The organism is Tateyamaria sp., from assembly GCF_059783535.1.
The window spans coordinates 1-19,624 of record NZ_JBYNDP010000013.1 but is presented as its reverse complement, the minus strand read 5'-3'; the positions used below and the strand labels follow the sequence as shown (position 1 = coordinate 19,624).

The 19,624-nt window shown below is 57.0% G+C and carries 15 protein-coding genes; 9 read left to right on the top strand and 6 right to left on the bottom strand.

Annotation, left to right across the window (positions count from 1 at the left end; translation table 11 throughout):
• Nucleotides 1-161: 161 nt before the first annotated feature.
• Nucleotides 162-2,954, bottom strand: coding sequence for a bifunctional aconitate hydratase 2/2-methylisocitrate dehydratase (locus AC6RA8_RS04695; protein ID WP_500350965.1), 2,793 nt, complete (start codon nt 2,952-2,954; stop codon nt 162-164).
• 183 nt (nt 2,955-3,137) lie between these two features.
• Here AC6RA8_RS04695 and AC6RA8_RS04690 point away from each other — a divergent pair, with 183 nt between their 5' ends.
• Nucleotides 3,138-3,401 (top strand): hypothetical protein, encoded by a 264-nt coding sequence (locus tag AC6RA8_RS04690; RefSeq protein ID WP_500350964.1) that lies wholly within the window; start codon nt 3,138-3,140, stop codon nt 3,399-3,401.
• Here AC6RA8_RS04690 and nqrM read toward each other — a convergent pair.
• Both nqrM and AC6RA8_RS04680 read right to left on the bottom strand, forming a co-directional pair.
• Nucleotides 3,398-3,640, bottom strand: coding sequence for a (Na+)-NQR maturation NqrM (nqrM, locus tag AC6RA8_RS04685; protein ID WP_500350963.1), 243 nt, complete (start codon nt 3,638-3,640; stop codon nt 3,398-3,400). The genes AC6RA8_RS04690 and nqrM overlap by 4 nt on opposite strands.
• A gap of 24 nt (nt 3,641-3,664) precedes the next feature.
• Nucleotides 3,665-4,588, bottom strand: coding sequence for an FAD:protein FMN transferase (locus AC6RA8_RS04680; protein WP_500350962.1), 924 nt, complete (start codon nt 4,586-4,588; stop codon nt 3,665-3,667).
• Between the two features lie 263 nt (nt 4,589-4,851).
• On the opposite strand from AC6RA8_RS04680, the gene AC6RA8_RS04675 reads away from it, so the two are divergent.
• The 7 genes from AC6RA8_RS04675 (at nt 4,852) to AC6RA8_RS04645 (ending at nt 14,159) form a co-directional block, all read left to right on the top strand.
• Entirely contained in the window at nt 4,852-6,192 is a 1,341-nt protein-coding gene (locus tag AC6RA8_RS04675; RefSeq protein ID WP_500350961.1) for a Na(+)-translocating NADH-quinone reductase subunit A, read from the top strand.
• A gap of 3 nt (nt 6,193-6,195) precedes the next feature.
• Entirely contained in the window at nt 6,196-7,395 is a 1,200-nt protein-coding gene (locus tag AC6RA8_RS04670) for an NADH:ubiquinone reductase (Na(+)-transporting) subunit B (protein ID WP_500350960.1), read from the top strand.
• A complete protein-coding gene (locus AC6RA8_RS04665) occupies nt 7,388-8,203 on the top strand; it encodes a Na(+)-translocating NADH-quinone reductase subunit C (protein ID WP_500350959.1) in 816 nt (271 codons plus the stop codon). The genes AC6RA8_RS04670 and AC6RA8_RS04665 overlap by 8 nt, the downstream gene beginning before the upstream one ends.
• Entirely contained in the window at nt 8,203-8,856 is a 654-nt protein-coding gene (locus tag AC6RA8_RS04660) for an NADH:ubiquinone reductase (Na(+)-transporting) subunit D (RefSeq protein WP_189371257.1), read from the top strand. The genes AC6RA8_RS04665 and AC6RA8_RS04660 overlap by 1 nt, the downstream gene beginning before the upstream one ends.
• Nucleotides 8,856-9,464: an NADH:ubiquinone reductase (Na(+)-transporting) subunit E gene (gene nqrE, locus AC6RA8_RS04655; RefSeq protein WP_500350958.1), complete on the top strand. Its 609-nt coding sequence runs from the start codon at nt 8,856-8,858 to the stop codon at nt 9,462-9,464. Before AC6RA8_RS04660 ends, nqrE begins: the two co-directional genes overlap by 1 nt.
• Before the next feature lie 12 nt (nt 9,465-9,476).
• Nucleotides 9,477-10,697: an NADH:ubiquinone reductase (Na(+)-transporting) subunit F gene (gene nqrF, locus AC6RA8_RS04650; protein WP_500350957.1), complete on the top strand. Its 1,221-nt coding sequence runs from the start codon at nt 9,477-9,479 to the stop codon at nt 10,695-10,697.
• Between the two features lie 411 nt (nt 10,698-11,108).
• Complete coding sequence (locus tag AC6RA8_RS04645; protein WP_500350956.1) at nt 11,109-14,159, top strand: valine--tRNA ligase; 3,051 nt, start codon at nt 11,109-11,111, stop codon at nt 14,157-14,159.
• Nucleotides 14,160-14,343: 184 nt separating this feature from the next.
• On the opposite strand, the gene AC6RA8_RS04640 is transcribed toward AC6RA8_RS04645, so the two are convergent.
• Nucleotides 14,344-14,529: a hypothetical protein gene (locus AC6RA8_RS04640; protein ID WP_500350955.1), complete on the bottom strand. Its 186-nt coding sequence runs from the start codon at nt 14,527-14,529 to the stop codon at nt 14,344-14,346.
• 18 nt (nt 14,530-14,547) lie between these two features.
• Nucleotides 14,548-14,955, bottom strand: coding sequence for a hypothetical protein (locus AC6RA8_RS04635; protein ID WP_500350954.1), 408 nt, complete (start codon nt 14,953-14,955; stop codon nt 14,548-14,550).
• Between the two features lie 123 nt (nt 14,956-15,078).
• Between AC6RA8_RS04635 and AC6RA8_RS04630 the strand changes: the two genes are divergently transcribed.
• Entirely contained in the window at nt 15,079-18,258 is a 3,180-nt protein-coding gene (locus AC6RA8_RS04630; protein WP_500350953.1) for a S8 family serine peptidase, read from the top strand.
• A gap of 217 nt (nt 18,259-18,475) precedes the next feature.
• Here AC6RA8_RS04630 and AC6RA8_RS04625 read toward each other — a convergent pair whose 3' ends face one another.
• Nucleotides 18,476-19,468, bottom strand: coding sequence for an NAD(P)H-dependent flavin oxidoreductase (locus tag AC6RA8_RS04625; protein WP_500350952.1), 993 nt, complete (start codon nt 19,466-19,468; stop codon nt 18,476-18,478).
• Between the last annotated feature and the right edge of the window lie 156 nt (nt 19,469-19,624).

The following is a 19,624-nucleotide window of genomic DNA, read 5'->3' as shown; positions in this document are numbered from 1 at the left end:
GTCAGGACCTGCGCCTCGGGTTCAATCCGCAGAGCGCATATCATTTCGATACGCAGGGCGCCCGTCTTTATTAGGAACGCACCGCAGCGCCGGCTTTGTTCCGGGTCGCACGCACTATTTGCGCGCACGCCCGGATGTTCTTTGCGCTGCCCGAACCCGCGTTAGAAGTGGACCGACAAGCTGTCCAGCGGCTTTTTGAGCGGCGGGGCAAACTTGGTGAGGTTGATGCCTTCAACCGCGACCTTGTACTCCTCAAGCGTTGGAGTCCGACCCAGAATGGCAGACAGGACCACCACAGGCGTCGATCCAAGCAAGGACTCGCCCTTCTTGGTCTCGCTGTCCGCGACAACGCGGCCTTGGAACAGGCGCGTCGACGTGGCCAGAACAGTGTCGCCCTTGGCTGCTTTTTCCTGGTTGCCCATGCACAGGTTACAGCCAGGCCGCTCAAGATAGAGAATGTTCTCGTATTCGGTGCGTGCCGTCACCTTTGGCGCAGCATCATCGAATTCGAAGCCACAATACTTCTGCAATATGGCCCAGTCGCCCTCTTCCTTCAGCTCATCGACGATGTTGTAGGTTGGGGCTGCCACCACAAGCGGCGCTTGGAACTTCACCTCTCCAAACTGCATCTCGAGATTGCGCAGCATCTGGGCTACGATCTTGATATCACCCTTGTGGACCATGCAGGACCCAACAAAACCAAGATCGACCTTCTTTTCAGCCTGATAATAGGAAATCGGGCGGATCGTATCGTGTGTGTAGCGCTTGGAGACATCGACATTGTTGACGTCAGGGTCGGCGATCATCGGTTCGACGATCTGGTCAAGATCGACCACCACTTCGGCCGCGTATTGCGCATTGTCGTCTGGCGTCAGCGCGGGTTTATTGCCCGATCTGATATCAGCGATGCGCTGTTCAGCGATGTCGATCAGTTTGGCGAGCATACCGTTTTCATGCTCCATGCCCTTGTCGATCATGATCTGAATGCGGCTCTTGGCTATGTTCAGGCTTTCAATCAGCGTCTCGTCGTTCGAGATACAGATCGAAGCCTTGGCTTTCATCTCAGCCGTCCAGTCGGTGAAGGTAAAGGCCTGGTCTGCCAGCAGCGTACCGATATGCACTTCGATGATGCGCCCCTGGAATACGTTGTCACCATGTTGCGCCAACATCTGGGCCTGGGTCGCATGAACCACGTCTCGGAAATCCATGTGATCGGCCATCTTGCCCTTGAAGGTCACCTTCACGGACTCGGGGATCGGCATTGACGCTTCGCCGGTGGCCAGCGCCAGGGCAACGGTGCCGGAATCCGCACCAAATGCTACACCTTTCGACATCCGAGTGTGGCTGTCACCACCAATGATAATCGCCCAATCATCGACCGTAATGTCGTTGAGCACCTTGTGGATCACATCCGTCATGGCGTGGTACTTGCCCTTGGGGTCGCGCCCTGTGACCAGACCAAACTTGTTCATGAATGCCATCAGCTTGGGCGTGTTGGCTTGCGCTTTTGCATCCCACACCGACGCCGTATGGCAGCCGGACTGATAGGCCCCATCCACGGACGGCGACAGGACGGTTGCCGCCATCGCTTCAAGTTCCTGCGCCGTCATCGGGCCGGTGGTGTCCTGCGATCCCACGATGTTGACCCGCACTCGTACGTCCGAACCGGCGTGCAGGACCGTGCCTGGCGTTGTGCCAAGAGCATTGGCGTTGAAGATCTTTTCAACCGCAGTCATGCCCTGGCCGTCGTGGCTGACCTCTTTGGAAGGGGCAAAAACCGCAGGCGCTTCGATGCCCAACGTCTCGGCTGCGAAGGTCTGGAGCTTCATACCAAAGACAATCGCGTAAGACCCGCCCGCCTTCATGAATTCCATTTTTTGAGGCGTGAACGACCCGGCCATATCGACCAGCTCATCCTTACCGTCTTCACTGTATAGCTTCTTGGTCTTCGTATTGATGGTCAGCACCGTGCCGGTTTCAACGGAGTAACGCTGCTCCAGCACCGGGTTACCGTCGTTGTTGAGGATCGGCTTGCCATCCTCGCCCAGCTTCTTGACCCAGTTTTTCAGGTCGACACCGATGCCACCCGTCACGCCAACAGTGGTCAGAAAGATCGGAGAGATGCCGTTCGTTCCAGCCACAACCGGAGCGATGTTGATAAATGGAACGTAGGGCGACGCCTGCTTACCGGTCCACAGCGCCACGTTGTTGACCCCTGACATACGGGAAGAACCAACGCCCATCGTGCCCTTCTCTGCAATCAACATGACGCGCGCATCGGGGTGCTTCAGCTTGAGTGCTTCAATCTCTTTCTGCGCTTCTTCAGACATCATGCACTTGCCGTGCAACTCTCGATCAGCACGGGAATGCGCCTGGTTGCCCGGGCTGAGCAGGTCGGTTGAGATATCGCCCTCAGCGGCGATATACGTCACGACTTTTATCTCTTCGTCGATATCGGGCAGCTTCGTGAAAAACTCGGCGTTGGCATAGCTTTCAAGAAGGTCGGCGGCGATCGGGTTGCCCGCCTCATAAGCATCTTTGATCCGGTCAGTGTCTGCCTCGTAGAGAAACACCTGAGTCTTCAGGACGTCTGCGGCGTCCTTGGCAATGTCGTCATCTGCGCCAAACGCCATGTCCAGCAGCACTTCGACGGAAGGCCCGCCTTTCATGTGGCCGAGCAACTCAAAGGCAAAGGCTGGTGTGATTTCATCGACCACCGCCTCTCCCGAAGCGATCTCTTTCAGGAAGCGGGCCTTGACGCCAGCGGCACTCGTGGTACCGGGCAACGTATTGTAAATAAAGAAGTTTAGGCAGTCATCGCGATGCGCACTGTTTGCATCCTTGATGTGGCCGATGACCTCCTTGGTCAAAGCGCCATCATCGATGGGCTTCGGGCTCAACCCCTGTTCTTTTCGTGTTTCGATTTCCGTCAGGTATTCAGTATAGAGGGTCATGGGCCTATCCGCGTCTGGTATTCCGCTGGTTCGGTGCCACGGCATTCGTGCACCGGCTTGAAATTGTATGCTGTAGTATACAATTAAAATCCTAATTCAAGACAACGCCGTACAGAATCCTTCGCACACACCCACTTTTTCGCCGGTTTTTGACCGCCGTTGACCGATTGCTATGCATGAAATGTGCTGGACGATCACGTCAGCCCGGTCATATTGACGGCTCAGCACTTTATCGATGGTTCACAAGGAACGCCGATGGATTTCAGCAATCTCACGCTCAGCCCGGCACTGGCGACAATCATTTTCTGCCTCACCTGTCTGGCGGGGCACAGATATCGGCGTGTATGGAAGGCTGAGGGACCGATCTATCAATACTGGATATTCGGCCTGATTGCAGCAAGCGGACTGCTGATCTTGGGATTCATTCCAATCGATCTGCCCGGTTAAGCCGAGTGATCCAGGCCGGACCGCTCCAACATTTTTCGGGCGCGCGGACACTGAAGGCGCTCTTTCAAAGGTGAATCCGGGTCGATTTCCTTGTGGCAGACCAGACATTCATTGCCGTCACCAATCGCATTCAGACCGCCACAACTGCCCTTGATCCGCTTGTTCATGAAGATCACGCCAAGCGACATGCCCAGCGTGACCAGAAGAAGAAACAGGAATGTCAGCAGGAAAGTGGCCATATCAGGTGCCTCAATGAAATTCCGTCAGGTGGTCAGCGCCTCAAATCTGGAACTGACGTATGTATCAAAGGCCGGCTGTTCAACTCGCGGACGACGTTCGATGAACTGAACCGCAATGTCCTGAGTAGCTGCAACCTCAAGCCCCTTCTCGCGGCCAAGGATAAGCATCGCTGTCGACCATGCGTCTGAAAGCATTGCATTTTCTGCAAGTACGGTCGCCGATGCGGTCGCATGGGTCACGGGGTAGCCCGTGGTTGGGTCAATCAAGTGCGAAAAGCGCTGACCGTCCACTTCGAAATAGTTACGGTAGTCGCCCGAGGTTGCCAGACCCATGCCAGACAGACCGACAACACCAGCCAGCGTGCGATCCGCTGGGTTCGGCGCCTCGATCCCGATCTGCCAGGCCAACCCGTCGGGATTGCGGCCAGAGGTGTAAAGATCACCGCCAATTTCGACCATGTAGTCCGTCAGGCCGAACGCCCCAAGAACCTGTGCAATGTGGTCCGCGCCATAGCCTTTGCCGATACCCGCCAGATAGACTTGCGCCTGCGCGTTGCGCTTGGCCAATTGATCGCCGTTCACGCTCAGCGCATTTTGATGACCAGAAGTTTCCAGTGCCTGAGCCACAGCGTCGGCATTCGGCACCGTTGCAGCCCCGGGCGCACCAAAGCCCCATAGTTCGATCAAACCACCAATCGTGGTGTCGAAACGCCCTTCGCTTGCCTGATGCACCTGCGCGGATGCGTTCATAACGCGCGACAATTCGCGCGACATCACCTGCGGCGCGCCGCTTGAACCGGCGTTGAACTGCGCAATTTCTGAGCCGTTGTCCCAGTTCGACAGCTTGGCGGTAACATCGGCAAGAGCAGCGTCAATCGCCTGTTTGACCTCGGCGTTGTCCAGCATCCCATCGTGATCTACAGCGACGACATTATATGTCGTCCCCATGGAAAGTCCTGCAATCTCAATAAGATGAGCCCGATTTTTACATGCAGCAAGGGCAAGTGTCATCGCGAGAAACGTACGGCGGTGCAATTTGAGTGAGGCGGTCACAGAAAGTCCCCTTCTTGCGCGGTCGGGTTGGCCTTAGACCAATTTGTAAAATCTTCAACCTCAATATGGTCAAAGTCATAAAAAAGCTCTAGCACCGACGCGGCCACACAGTAAGCCAAGCGGCCCCCAGCGGCTATCAATAAATGAAGGTCTCAAAAGTGAAGCAATTTGTGCTCCGAAAAGGCTTGAACCTGCCGATATCCGGTGCCCCGAGGTCCGACGTTGAGGACGCCCGCAATGTCACTTCCGTCGGGCTGCTGGGTGCCGACTATATTGATTTGAAACCAAGTATTCTGGTTACAGAAGGCGATGAGGTCGTTGCCGGCACTCCGGTCATGATCAACAAGACGATGCCGGAAGCACAGATCGTTTCGCCCGTGTCAGGTCGGGTACGCGCAATCACCCGAGGGGCGCGGCGCAAGCTCATGAGTGTGGTGATCGATACGCACGAATCCTCTGCCGCGCCTGTGAACTTTTCGAAGGTCGGCGACGTCACCACCCGTGACGGGATTGTCGAGCGGTTGTGCGCGGCAGGTTTGTGGACATCCTTCCGGACGCGCCCTTATTCGAAGATCCCCGCAACAGACAGCACAGCGGCTGCAATCTACGTGACCGCAACGGATACAGAGCCGTTGGCGCCCGACCCAGAAATCGCAATCACACAGGACGCAGAGGCGTTTGAAGCAGGGCTGAAGACCATCGCAGCTCTGACGAACGGTCCAACCTATCTGTGCCAAGGATCTGGCGATCCCCTGCCCGGCAGCGACCTGCCCGGAGTTGAAGCCGTCAATTTCAGCGGCCCGCATCCCGCGGGGCTGGCTGGCACTCATATGCACTTTCTGACCCCACCCCAAGCCGACCAATATGTCTGGACGATCGGGTATCAGGACGTGATCGTCATCGGTCGCCTAATGCTGACAGGGACATATGATGCAAGCTGCATCATCGCACTGTCCGGACCAGCCTGCGCCGACCCGCGTTTGGTTCGCACCGTCGCTGGGGCTTCCCTTGTCGACTTGTGTGCAGATGATTTTCCCGACTACCCGGTCCGGATGATTTCGGGCTCGGTCCTGAGTGGACGGGCTGGTAAAGGCGATGATGCCTATCTGGGCCGCTACGCCCGACAGGTCACGCTGATCGAAGAGGACAATAAGCAGATTCCGATGGGGTGGATCCGCCCGATGGTGTCCAAATATGCGGTGCAGCCTGTTCTCGGGTCTGCTCTCGCCAAGCGCCCCTTCCCGCTGACATCAAACCTGAACGGCGGCCGCCGGGCCATGGTTCCCCTGGGCACATTCGAAGAACTGATGCCGCAGGATTTTTTGCCAACGCAATTGCTGCGCGCCTTGCTGGTGATGGACACCGACCAGGCCCAGCTTTTGGGGGCGCTTGAACTCGACGAAGAGGACCTTGGCCTTGTGGGCTTTGCCTGCCCCGCCAAGTACGAATACGGGATCGCCCTGCGCGATTGCCTCGCAAAAATCGAGAAAGAAGGGTAAGGTATGGGGCTTCGCAACTTCTTCGACAGGATCGAGCCGCAGTTTACAAAGGGCGGCAAGTGGGAGCGTTACTTCCCCATCTACGAGATGGTGGAGAGCTTTCTTTATACTCCCAAGACCGTCACCACAGTCGCACCGCATGCCCGTTCATACATCGATATGAAGCGGATCATGACCTACGTGGTTCTGGCGACGATCCCCTGCATCCTGATGGCGCTCTACAACACCGGGTACCAGACGAACCTCGCGATTGCCGAATTTGGCCCCTCGGGCTGGCGCGCGGCCATCATTGACGGTCTGGGGATCGGGTTTAACCCGCTTAACCCCCTCGCGAACATGCTGCATGGGCTTATGTACTTCCTACCCATCTACATCGTGACGCTGGTGGCCGGCGGTATCTTCGAGGTTGTTTTTGCGACGATCCGCAAACACGAGGTGAACGAAGGCTTTCTGGTCTCGTCCATGCTCTATGCCCTGATCCTGCCCGCAACGACGCCGCTGTGGCAGGTGGCCTTGGGCATTATCTTTGGGGTGGTGATCGGCAAGGAAGTCTTTGGCGGAACCGGCAAGAACTTCCTCAACCCGGCCCTGACTGGGCGGGCGTTTCTGTATTTCGCCTATCCCGCACAACTGTCAGGCGACAGTGTCTGGGTGCCGGTGGACGGGTTTACCGGGGCCACAGCCCTGGCCGTCAGCGCATCGGACGGATTCCAGGAACTGGCCGCGCGCGGCATGACCTGGTGGGACAGCTTCCTGGGCTTTGTGCCGGGGTCCTTGGGCGAAACATCCACACTGGCGGCGCTACTGGGTCTTATATTCCTGCTGGCGACAAAGATCGCCAATTACCGAATGGTGGTCGGTTGTTTGGGCGCCATGATCGCTTTTTCGCTCTTGCTGAATGCGATAGGATCCGACACCAATCCGATGTTTGCCATGCCTTGGTACTGGCACCTCGTGCTGGGTGGCTATGCCTTTGGCCTTGTCTTCATGGTGACGGAACCGGTCTCGGGTGCGCATACCAATATGGGTCGCTACATCTATGGCGCGCTGATCGGTGTCATGGTTGTGATGATCCGGGTCATTAACCCCGCCTTCCCCGAGGGTATGATGCTGGCCATCCTGTTCGGAAACGTGTTTGCGCCACTCATCGACCACTTTGTCGTGCAGGCGAACATCAAGCGGAGGGCAAAGCGTAATGTCTGATCAAGACCCGCAAAACGCACCCAAAGGGCCCATCGGGCGTTTCCTTGCGCTGCCCCCCGACTCTGTTGGCAAGACGATCTTTGTCGCCGTCGCGGTCTGCCTTGTTGCGTCAATGGTCGTGTCTTCAGCCGCAGTTGCCTTGCGCCCGGCTCAAGCCGTCAACGCGCTCAAGGACAAACAGATCAACATCCTGCAGGTGGCCGGCATCCACGATCCCGACGCCGATGTGATCGAGGCATTCTCGGTGTTCGAGCCTCACGTGCTGGAACTGGCAACCGGACAATTCTCGGATGCGTTCGATCCCGCCACCTTTGATGATCGTGCAGCGGCTGACGATCCGGCGACATCGAAAGCACTCACAGATGATCCCGCCGGCATTGGGCGACAATCCGACTATGTCACTGTCTACCTGCTACGCGATGATGCGGGCGAGGTGGACAAGGTCATCCTCCCCATACACGGATATGGCCTATGGTCCACGCTTTACGGCTTCATCGCGCTTGAAGAAAACGGCAACGACATCTTCGGCCTGCAATTCTATGAACATGCCGAAACCCCGGGGCTGGGGGCCGAGGTCGACAACCCGCGCTGGCGTGTGCTGTGGAACGGTGCCCGGCTGCGCGATGACGCAGGAACACTTCAAATCACGGTGGCCAAGACTGCACCGGCAGCGGGCGACGAGTACCACATCGACGCGCTGGCAGGGGCAACACTGACGTCGGTCGGTGTCGACAACCTGATCAAATTCTGGATGGGCGAGGCTGGATATGCCCCGTTTCTTGAAAATCTCAAAGCGGGAGGCATCTGATGGCTCATAAACGCAAAGACATGCTGATCGACCCATTGGTCGACAACAACCCCATCACCCTGCAGGTGCTTGGCATCTGTTCCGCATTGGCTGTGACATCGTCCTTGCAGGTGGCACTGGTGATGACCATCGCGGTGACGTTGGTCACCGGGTTCTCATCGATGTTCATCTCGATGATCAGGAACCATATCCCCAGCTCCATCCGTATCATCGTGCAGATGGTGATCATTGCCTCGCTTGTGATCCTGGTGGACCAGGTGCTCAAGGCCTACGCCTTTGAAATCTCCAAGACCCTTTCGGTCTTTGTGGGCCTGATCATCACCAATTGCATCGTTATGGGCCGTGCCGAAGCCTTTGCCATGAAGAACCCTCCACTCGACAGTTTCATCGACGGGGTCGGAAACGGGCTGGGCTACGGCCTTATCCTGATGCTGGTCGGCTTCATTCGCGAGCTGTTTGGCTCGGGCAGCCTCTTTGGCATCACGGTCTTGCCAACGGTTAACAACGGCGGATGGTATGTGCCCAACGGCATGTTGCTTTTGCCACCCTCGGCCTTCTTCATCATCGGCCTAATCATCTGGGCCTTCCGCGCCTGGAAACCCAAGCAGGTTGAAGAACGCGAATACAAAATCCAGACGATGGAGGCCCATTGATGGAGAGCTATCTCGCCCTCGCCGTCAAAGCGATCTTTGTTGAAAACCTTGCCCTATCCTTCTTCCTTGGCATGTGCACGTTCATCGCGGTGTCCAAGAAGATTTCGACAGCCATCGGGCTAGGGATTTCCGTGATGATCGTGCAGTCGATCACGGTGCCCGCCAACAACCTGATCCTGACCTACCTACTTGCCCCCGGTGCGCTGGCATGGGCCGGATTTGGTGACGTTGATCTGACATTTCTCGGCCTGATCTCCTATATCGGGGTGATTGCCGCGCTGGTGCAGATCCTCGAGATGGTGCTCGATAAGTATTTCCCGCCGCTCTACAACGCACTGGGTGTGTTCCTGCCCCTGATCACGGTGAACTGCGCCATCCTCGGTGGGTCGCTGTTCATGGTCGAACGCGGCTACGATTTCGGCGAAAGCGTCACATATGGCGTCTCGTCCGGATTTGGCTGGGCGCTTGCCATTACTGCTATGGCGGGCGTGCGCGAGAAACTGAAATACTCTGACATCCCCGACGGCCTGCAGGGCCTCGGCATCACCTTCATCACCGCGGGCCTCATGGCCATGGCGTTCATGTCGTTCTCCGGCGTGAAACTGTAAGGGGCGATTGATATGGCAACCTTTGGTCTTGGTATCCTTCTGTTCACACTGATCGTGCTGGCGCTGGTGACAATCATCCTCGCCGCCCGGTCCAAGCTGGTCTCCAGCGGCAACGTGAACATCACCATCAACGGTGAAAAAACGATCTCAGTGCCCGCCGGTGGCAAACTTTTGCAAACCCTGGCCGAGCAAAAGCTGTTTGTTCCCTCGGCCTGTGGCGGCGGCGGCACCTGCGCCCAATGCCGCGTGCGCATCCATTCCGGTGGCGGGTCCATCCTGCCCACCGAAGAAAGCCACATCACCAAGCGCGAAGCCTCCTGTGGTGACCGCCTGTCCTGTCAGGTTGCGGTCAAGCAGGACATGGAGGTTGAAGTTCCCGAAGAGGTGTTCGGCGTCAAAAAATGGGAATGCACGGTTCGGTCGAACGAAAACGTGGCCACATTCATCAAGAACCTCGTGCTAGAATTGCCCGAGGGCGAGGACGTGAACTTCCGCGCCGGTGGCTACATCCAGATCGAAGCGCCCCAGCACTCCCTCAGCTACACCGATTTCGACGTTCAGGACGAATATCGCGAGGATTGGGACAAGTTCAATCTTTGGCAATACAAGTCATCTGTGCCCGAACCGATCGAGCGGGCCTATTCGATGGCCAACTATCCCGAGGAAAAAGGGCTGATCATGCTCAACGTCCGGGTGGCATCGCCGCCTCCGGGATCGGATGTGCCCCCCGGTCAGATGTCATCCTACATCTTCAACCTCAAGCCCGGCGACAAGGTCACGATTTCAGGCCCGTTTGGTGAATTCTTTGCACGGGATACGCAAAAGGAAATGGTGTTCATCGGTGGCGGCGCGGGCATGGCACCCATGCGCAGCCACATCTTCGACCAGCTCAAGCGCCTCAAGAACCGCGATCGCAAGATCACCTTCTGGTACGGCGCGCGGTCCAAGAAAGAGATGTTCTTTGTCGAGGACTTCGACGAACTGGCCAAGGAGTTTCCGAACTTCACCTGGCACGTCGCCCTCTCGGATGCGCTGCCAGAAGATGAATGGTCGGGATATACGGGCTTCATTCACAACGTCCTGCATGACGAATACCTCAAGGACCACCCCGCACCGGAAGATTGCGAATACTACATGTGTGGTCCGCCCATCATGAACTCGTCCTGTATCACCATGTTGATGGACCTCGGTGTCGATCGCGAAGACATCATGCTAGATGATTTTGGAGGCTAGCGGGACCGTCCCCGCCGCGTCGGGAGTGGGCGCGGATACCGTCCAATACACCGCAGACACCTTCAGTCGCCACTCTATCCGCTAGGCGATTGGGGAACGACTAAAAGGTGCCATTCGTTTTGGGTCGGGGATGACCATGGCGGTCACACCGCGCAACGCCTTCGATATGCCCGGGTCGCCATGCAAGTCGGGTGGGTTGCATAACGCCACCCCCTCGCCTCACCTTGCTTCTTTGGTCTATTGGCCTCCGACCAGATGGGAAGGAACCGCTACTGACAGGCAGGCGTCACCAGACCCATGGCCGCGCATACAACCGGGGAAACTCCAACTCGACTCTTTCGGCTGGGCTTTAGGGTCTTCTTGTTGGATATGGTCTGGAGTATAGCCCACGAAAGACAATGGAAGTCGCAGATGGAAAAGACATTCAACGCCGCTGAGGCCGAACCGCGCATATACAAGATGTGGGAAGATGCAGGCGCGTTTGCAGCCGGGACCAATGCCAAACCCGGTGCAGACACCTTTTGTATCCAGCTGCCCCCGCCCAATGTGACCGGTTTTCTACATGTGGGCCACGCGTTTAACCACACGCTCATGGACATGCTAACCCGTTGGAAGCGGATGCAGGGATATGATGTCCTGTGGCAGCCCGGGTTGGATCACGCGGGCATCGCAACCCAGTTGATGGTCGAAAAACAGATGGCCGCGGACGGAGAGAACCGGAAACGGTCCGAGATGCCGCGGGACGAGTTCATCTCCAAAGTTTGGGAGTGGAAAGCGGACAAGGGCGGCGTGATCGAACAACAGGCGCGTCGCTTGGGCGACAGTATGGATTGGGAACGTTCGGCCTTCACCATGTCCGGGGCTGCAAGCGCACCCGCGACAGAGAAGCCCGGTAACTTCCATGACGCCGTACTCAAGGTCTTTGTGCAAATGTACAACGACGGCCTGATCTATCGCGGCAAGCGACTGGTCAACTGGGACCCGCATTTTGAAACGGCAATTTCCGATCTCGAAGTCGAGAACAATGAAGTTGACGGCCACATGTGGCACTTCAAATACCCGCTCGCGGATGGGCAAACCTATGAATATGTCGAGAAGGACGAAGACGGCAACGTCACCATCCGCGAAGTGCGCGACTATATCTCGATCGCCACAACCCGGCCGGAAACCATGCTGGGCGACGGCGCGGTCGCTGTGCACCCCGATGACACGCGCTACGCCCCTATTGTCGGCAAGCTGTGCGAAATCCCGGTTGGACCCAAGGAACACCGCCGACTGATCCCGATCATAACCGACCGCTACCCCGATCCGGATTTCGGGTCCGGTGCGGTCAAGATAACCGGCGCGCATGACTTCAACGACTACGAAGTTGCGAAGCGCGGCAACATCCCGATGTACAACCTCATGGACACCAAGGCGCACATGCGCGACGACGGTGAACCATATGCCACAGCGGCCGCAACGGCACAGCGCATTGCGCGGGGTGAAGAGGGCTTCGACGAAGGCAAGGTTGCCGCGATGAACCTTGTCCCCGATGAATACCGTGGCCTCGACCGGCTTGAGGCGCGCGCGCGCATCGTGACGGACATCACGGCAGAGGGGAACGCGGTTATGGTCGCAAACCCAGCGCTCGAAACCGCTGAAGCATCCGATGGCGACCAGGCTGAATTGCCAAGGACGATCCCTTTCGTAGAGGCCAAAAAGATCATGCAGCCGTTCGGCGACCGCTCCAAAGTGGTCATCGAACCGATGCTGACCGATCAGTGGTTCGTGGACTCGTCCAAAATCGTCCAGCCCGCGCTTGATGCCGTCCGCGAAGGCCGGGTCAAGATCATGCCCGAGTCGGGCGAAAAGGTGTTTTACCACTGGCTGGAAAACATCGAACCCTGGTGCATCTCGCGGCAGCTGTGGTGGGGGCATCAAATCCCTGTTTGGTATGGGCCAACCAAGGACGCATTGAAAGACTTCGACAATTACCACGGCGACGCAAAGTATTTCTGTGGTGCAAGCGATGAGGACGTGAAGGCGCAGGCTGAGGCTTACTACGGCCCGAATGCGACCGTCGATTTGAAGACAGACGCGGCCCAATTCGAATACATGACGTTCCAGGAAGGTGACGGCGGATCCGAAAACAGATCCACGGTCACGCTCATGCGCGACCCCGACGTCCTAGACACATGGTTCTCCTCCGGCCTTTGGCCCTTTGGCACCCTCGGCTGGCCCAACGAAAACGACCCGGCGATGAAATACTTCCCCGGCGACGTTCTCGTCACCGGCCAGGACATCCTGTTTCCCTGGGTTGCGCGGATGATGATGATGTCGCAAGCCGTCCTGCAAGACGATCCATTCCACACCGTCTACCTCCACCAGCTTGTCCGCGACGCAAAGGGCGAAAAGATGTCGAAGACGCGCGGCAACGTCATCGACCCGCTCGACATGATCGACGCCTATGGCGCAGATGCACTCCGCTTTTCCAATGCGCAAATGGCGGCTTTGGGCGGTGTTCTGAAAATCAGTGAAGACCGGATCAAGGGCTACCGCAACTTCGGCACAAAGCTGTGGAACGCGTTCAGCTTCGCCAATCACTACCAGATCCCCTATCCGGGCGATGCGACGCGACCCGACGCCAGGCAGACGCTCAACAAATGGATTATCGGCGAAACCGGCAAGGTTCGAGAGGCCGTCGATGCGGGCATGGACAGCTACCGGTTCAACGACGCGGCCGATGCGCTTTATGCATTCACCTGGGGCAAAGTCTGCGACTGGTATCTGGAGTTTTCCAAACCCATCCTGCAAGGCGATGATGCGGCCGCCAAGGCCGAGACCGAACAGACCCTACGCTGGGTGCTTGATCAATGCCTGATCATGCTGCACCCGATCATGCCGTTCATCACGGAAGAGCTTTGGGGCCTGGCGGGCAACCGAACCAAAATGCTCATCCACACCGATTGGCCCGAGTACGGGACGGAACTGGTCGATGCTCACGCAGATCGCGAAATGAACTGGGTGATCGGGTTGATCGAAAGCATCCGGTCTGCGCGCGCGCAGGTCCATGTGCCGGCAGGTTCGAAGGTGCCATTGCTCGTCTCGGGGCTCGACACCAAGGGGCAATCGGCCTGGGACAACAACGCAGCACTAATCCAGCGGCTGGCGCGGATCGAAAACCTGGAACACGTGGACAGTTTCCCCAAAGGCTGCGTCACAATCCCAACGGACGGGGGGACCTTTGGGATTCCGCTGGAAGGGTTGATTGATGTCGGCTCGGAAATTGTGCGTTTGGAAAAGACGATGCAGAAGCTGAGCAAGGAATTGGGCGGGCTGCGTGGCAGGCTGAACAACCCGAAATTCGTTGCCTCAGCGCCGGATGACGTGGTTGCAGAAGCCAAAGAGAACCTTCGGCTGCGCGAAGGCGAAGAAGCCGAAATGAAAGCCGCCATCGCCCGGCTGCAGGAGCTCGGCTAAAACATCAGAGGGTGGTCCAAGGGCCGCCCCACGCCTTTTAGAATCCAATAAATTGCGGCGGCAAGTATTTCGGTCGCACTGCTATTGGGCTCTATAGACTGCGCAAACCGCATTGATCCGTGTTCACTTTGGCGGCCCGAGCTCTGAAGGGAGAACTACCACGCAACTGCGCCGATCGACTGGCTTAGCTGTCCTGCGCCTGCTCGGCCAAATCCTGAAGGGCCTGCACCGCATCCAAAGCCTGCTCGATCCCGGCCTGAAATGCTGCACTGCGTTCCCGTTTCGCAGCCTGCTCCTCCTCCAGCCTTGCATTCGCCGCCTCGGCGAGGGGCAGGGCATCGAAACTGTCTCTGCTATAGTCCCCGCTCATCGGCGTGTTCCTCCAAAATCAAGTTTCATAAAAAATCCCTGCCTCCAGCCCGAAGCGCAGATACTCGTCCAGACCAACCCGCAAGTTCGTCTCGCGCTGCGGGGCGAAAAGAAGGTTATAAACGCCCATCTCGCTCTCATCCGAAGCGCCGGTACGAACCTCTAACGGTGCGGCTTGCCGGAGTTGGCAGTAGGCAGGATGGCTGGCGCTCAATGCTGCAAAACTAGGCACAAGCCACCGTGTGATCCGCCGGGCAATGAGTTGACGCACCGCTTGGGTCCAAGACTGCCTTTGAATTCGAACTCTTTGCTCGGCTGTCAGGGTGCCGATCTTGCCGTGGAATTGCTCGATATCGAGCGCGAGATGACTGAGATCGAGGCCCAGACGGCCAGGGCAATCTTCTCCGTACGAGATCCTGACTAACAAATTCAGGCGATTTCGTGTATGATTGGCTCAGAGGTACTGGGATTTTTTAGCCCAACGAAACGACCTCCCGTCAAATTTCGACGAACTCTACTTTTTTAAAATTCACTTTTTAGGAGATGCATTATGACACGTGTAACATCCCTTCAGGTTTTCCTCACGGATCGCGATGCGAAGACCATTACCAAGGCCAGCGTAACACTCACTGGAAAAGAAGATGAGCAAAGCCTCAAGTTGAATGCGCATGGCGCGTTCGAGGCGCCAAGAATCGCTCCCGGAACCTACATCCTCACAGTGAAACCCGACGTGTCGACGTTGCAAGCTGACACCCGCGAGGTTCATCTGACACCGGGGCCGAATTCGGCAGTCGTATCGTTGGGCCGCAGAAACGACCCACATTATCCTACTGCTGATGGTCCAATGCACTTCCGCAGCAGACAGGATGCGGTTCTTGCGACGGTGCGCATGGGCGAAGAAAGCAAGTTCGAAGTCGATGAACTGCTGGAAGAAGTCGGACTCAAACGCCTTGATCTCAAGATGACGGACAGTGCCGATCAACCATTGGACAGCGATTTTGTTCTGATCGAAACACCCAATGGCATCGAAAATGCGACGCAGGCGCTCAGCGGTTTTGCCCGCCTCGCTGCCCGTCGCGATGCGAACGTGATCTTTGGTGCGGTCATCGAACGCGGCAAGGATAACCCCCTGCAGGGTTTGACGAATGAAATGGTTGTCCGTTTTGGCGGCGATGTCGGCGATGATGTGGCCACGAAAATTTTGCGTGAATTTGGCCTACGTATACAGCGAACGGTCAATTATGCTGGCAATGCCTACATGGTCGAACGTGCCGGGCTACCTGACTATGACCTGCTTGAGCTGGCCGAAAAGCTCAACAATATGAAAGAGGTAGACTACGCGGAACCGCAAATCCTGTACGTCATCGAAAACGATGCCTTTATGCCAAACGACACACTCTATGGCCTGCAAAGCCACCTGCCACTGATCAATGCAGATGAAGCCTGGGACACCTTGGATGACATTGATGTCAATCTGCGTGGCGGCAGCCCGGATATTTGCATCGCTGTTTTTGATGTGAACGGTGTCACCCCCAACCACCCTGATCTGACGGCGAACTTGACGGACGGAGCATCCAAGATGCTCACCTCCTTCAATTTCAACAATCTGACGGCGCAAACTGTCGCTGGGCTCAGCGGGACGCACGGGACGCAGACATCTGGAACCGCAACGGCAGCGTTCAGCAACAATCTTGGCATCGCGGGGGTTGCCCCGAATTGTCGCCTCATTGGGGGCAGGATCGCAAACCCGGCAACAGGAATTGAAATGGCGGATGCGTTTATCTGGTCCGCCGGGTTCAACACCGGAAACACCAATGTGGCATTTCCGGCAGTTCCAACCCAGCCCGCGGACGTCATTGCCAACTCCTGGGGCGTGACCAACGGTGCGTTGTCCAACGCGCTGCGCGACTGCTTTGATTTTCTGACCGTTTATGGTCGCAACGGCCGCGGATGCGTTGTGACGTTTTCCACCGGCAATCTGGGCTATGTGCAGTTCACAAATGTGCGCCGCTTTGCGTCCTATGAGCGGACGATTGCAGTTGGGGCAAGTATCGGTGCCAATCCAACAAACCCCACCAACAGCAGCAGCCCGGATCCCAGCGGGAACACAACCAATATCGCCGCGATCACCGATCAACGCGCGCTTTACAACCCGTTCGGGCCCGAGATGGACATCGTTGCACCGTCTCACACCGCCTACAACGGTGGCTTGGTCGACCCGACGACAACAACCGTCAATGTCGGCACAGGTGCCCTGAACGGCGCTGTGCCACCGGCAGTTGCGAATGACTATAGCACCAACTTTGGCGGAACCAGCCATGCCTCGCCTACAATTGCAGGTACCGCAGCGCTCGTTCTGTCGACGGACCCATCACTGAATTGGATCCAGGTGCGTAACATCCTGCGGACAACGGCGGTGCGTATCCATGCTGGCAATACTGACCCAACCGGCAACTATGTCGACAATGACGGCGACGGCGTTGCCGAGTTTTCTCAGTGGTATGGTTATGGCCGCGTCAACGTTGATGCAGCCGTCATTGCGGCGCGCGACGGCGCGTTTGCATCCGATGTGGTGGTGCGCGAAAACCAAAGCGACACGGGCGCTGTTCCATCGCCGGGCTGGCATGCACAAAGCCCCGACATCTGGGTTCGGGCAACAAACGATCCAATCCCTGCGCTCGCCTACAATGCCAACCCACCGCACCAAAACGCGGTCCGTGGCCAGGACAACTATGTCTTTGCGCGGGTCAGGAACAACGGCGTTGCCACAGCGACAGAAGTCTATGTGCGTGGCATGATCTGCCACTACCCCGGGTTTGAATTCCGCTATCCTCAGGAATTCATTCCCTCCATTCGCCCTGGCGATCCTATCCCGAACCCATTGGTGCCTGGCACCTATCTCATTGACGAAATCCGGGTCGATGATCTGCTGCCCGGCGAAGATCGCATCGTCAAAATGACGTGGCCAGAAGCCCTCGTGCCGCCTGCCAGTGTGGTTGTGGGCGGGTCGACGGTAAATTGGCATCCGTGCCTGCTGCTCGAGGCCTCACCACATGATGGTCCCGTCGCTCCCAGCGGCAGTGCGATCGACATTCGGCGGTTCAACAACATCTGCCAGCGGAATATCACCATCGACGATGCAACCGATTCATCGTCTGACCTGACAGGGATCATCGGTGGTTTCATGTCCGGTGGACGCATGCGATCGCTTGTGGTGGATGCAAGCAGGTTCCGTCAGAACGAACGGATCATTCTGTGCCTTGGTGACGAAAAGCTGATGGCGCAATTGCTTAGGGCCGTCAAAGAAGGTGCGGTGAAATCAGGTCTGCCGCCACTCGGCGCCGTGGAAGAAACCCCTGACAAGCCGGAAATCAGGGCCATCGGACGCGATTTTCTGGGTGGCATTACCTTCCGTTCCGAAGCACTGATGGAGTTGGAGCTTGTCGATAACCGTCGTTTGGAAATGCTTGTCTCACCCAGCACGCGCCTTCGGCTACGTGATCAGCTGGAACGGCCACGCAGCGCCGCGACGATCACGAAATTCAAAGGCAAAGAGGTGGTGCTGTTGCGCGGCGGCTCTGTCTACGAATTGCCGGTCTTGGCGGGCGAGCGTCAATTGTTCCCGTTAATGATCGGATCGCCCGAGGCGCGCGGGTCCGGCGCGGAACTGCGGATCACGCAACGCCGCAGCGACGGCGAACTGGCTGCCGGATACGCGATCCAGTACTAGTCGAGCTCCAAGAATGGCAGCTGCAGCTTAGCTTGCAGCTGCCATTTGATCCTTCTGCGGAAACTCGTCGCACAATCCAACTCGGCAATGCAGTGTCGTCGGAGTGGTCATTCGCTGCCCGTGCGAGACTTTGCGCGTGTCGAACTCACACAACGCGGACTTTGCTGCCGTTTTTTGCGGCTGCTCCAACGTCCGCTTCTCGAGTCACGACGCGCAATCAGCGACATAGAATTCGCTGCAAAGTCACTTCCGCTTCATTAACTATTTCGAGAACAATGTCGCTTGCACATTGCACTTCCTTGACCATAGAGACGCCTTGCCCCGCCCACATTGAGACGGCTTCAATGTTCCCGGTGAGGTCAGAAGAAGGTGTTTTGCTTTGATACCTCAACACTTCACCCCCGGTTGAAGTTGAAGCAACAACATCTCCTTCTCCGGGTCTTTGACCAAGCGGAAGCCGACCTGACTCCTCCCACATTTTTGTTGTGCTGTTTTTCAAAACACGGTGCGGCGCATTGGGCCAACCGATATCGAAAAGATCGTCAAAGTGGGCCGTGTCATTCTCCGATGCGGCTAGAAGGTGAGAAAGATAGTCTGGGTGAACGTTGGCCTCTGATGCAGCAAGAAACCTGGTTCCGACCCATACCGCGGAGGCACCCAACGAGAGTGCTGCGGCTAATCCTCGTCCATCTGCAATCCCGCCTGCTGCCACAACCGGAATATCACCGACAATGTCAACGACAGCAGGTATCAATGCCATGCTGCCGACAGTGCCCCGCACATGCCCGCCAGCTTCCCAACCTTGCGCACAAATGGCGTCTGCACCCAGTTCCGCAGCAGCCTTTGCGTCAGCGGCGTCGCCTGCACTGTATATGACTTTCGCACCTCCCGATTGCGCACGAGCCAAAAACTCTCCAGGCGGTTGCCAGAACAATGAAATGATTTCGACACCTTCTTCCAGGCAGGCATCGAGATGCTCCATGCTCGGGAAATCCATGTTTAGATTCACGCCAAACGGTTTGCTGGTCAGTTGCTTTATGTTGCGGACTGACGTCCGAAGCTCATCTGCGCTGACATGCCAAAGCGGGGCCAAACCGAGACCACCTGCATTACTGACTGCAGCGACCAATGCGTCAGAGACCACGCCTGCCATGGGCGCCAAAACAACCGGATGTTCAACTCCGAAAATCTCGCAGAATTTTGTTTTCATAGCCCAATATCTCAAAGGAATAGTGCCCACTTCCAGAAATTATGCACGGGGAACTGCGGATTCAAAGCGGAACTTGGAACACGTTGCAGCATCCAGAACGATGGCCTCAAACCGGCTCTTGGGTCCAAACACATCCTCCGCTACCGTATGCCAAAA

Bases quoted from the DNA above. Each gene is read 5' to 3' on its own strand.
- AC6RA8_RS04665 (WP_500350959.1), top strand. From the start codon at position 7,388: ATGTCTGATCAAGACCCGCAAAACGCACCCAAAGGGCCCATCGGGCGT.
- AC6RA8_RS04670 (WP_500350960.1), top strand. From the start codon at position 6,196: ATGGGGCTTCGCAACTTCTTCGACAGGATCGAGCCGCAGTTTACAAAG.
- AC6RA8_RS04645 (WP_500350956.1), top strand. From the start codon at position 11,109: ATGGAAAAGACATTCAACGCCGCTGAGGCCGAACCGCGCATATACAAG.
- AC6RA8_RS04680 (WP_500350962.1), bottom strand. From the start codon at position 4,588: ATGGGGACGACATATAATGTCGTCGCTGTAGATCACGATGGGATGCTG.
- AC6RA8_RS04695 (WP_500350965.1), bottom strand. From the start codon at position 2,954: ATGACCCTCTATACTGAATACCTGACGGAAATCGAAACACGAAAAGAA.
- nqrE (WP_500350958.1), top strand. From the start codon at position 8,856: ATGGAGAGCTATCTCGCCCTCGCCGTCAAAGCGATCTTTGTTGAAAAC.
- AC6RA8_RS04625 (WP_500350952.1), bottom strand. From the start codon at position 19,468: ATGAAAACAAAATTCTGCGAGATTTTCGGAGTTGAACATCCGGTTGTT.
- AC6RA8_RS04640 (WP_500350955.1), bottom strand. From the start codon at position 14,529: ATGAGCGGGGACTATAGCAGAGACAGTTTCGATGCCCTGCCCCTCGCC.
- nqrF (WP_500350957.1), top strand. From the start codon at position 9,477: ATGGCAACCTTTGGTCTTGGTATCCTTCTGTTCACACTGATCGTGCTG.
- AC6RA8_RS04660 (WP_189371257.1), top strand. From the start codon at position 8,203: ATGGCTCATAAACGCAAAGACATGCTGATCGACCCATTGGTCGACAAC.
- nqrM (WP_500350963.1), bottom strand. From the start codon at position 3,640: ATGGCCACTTTCCTGCTGACATTCCTGTTTCTTCTTCTGGTCACGCTG.
- AC6RA8_RS04630 (WP_500350953.1), top strand. From the start codon at position 15,079: ATGACACGTGTAACATCCCTTCAGGTTTTCCTCACGGATCGCGATGCG.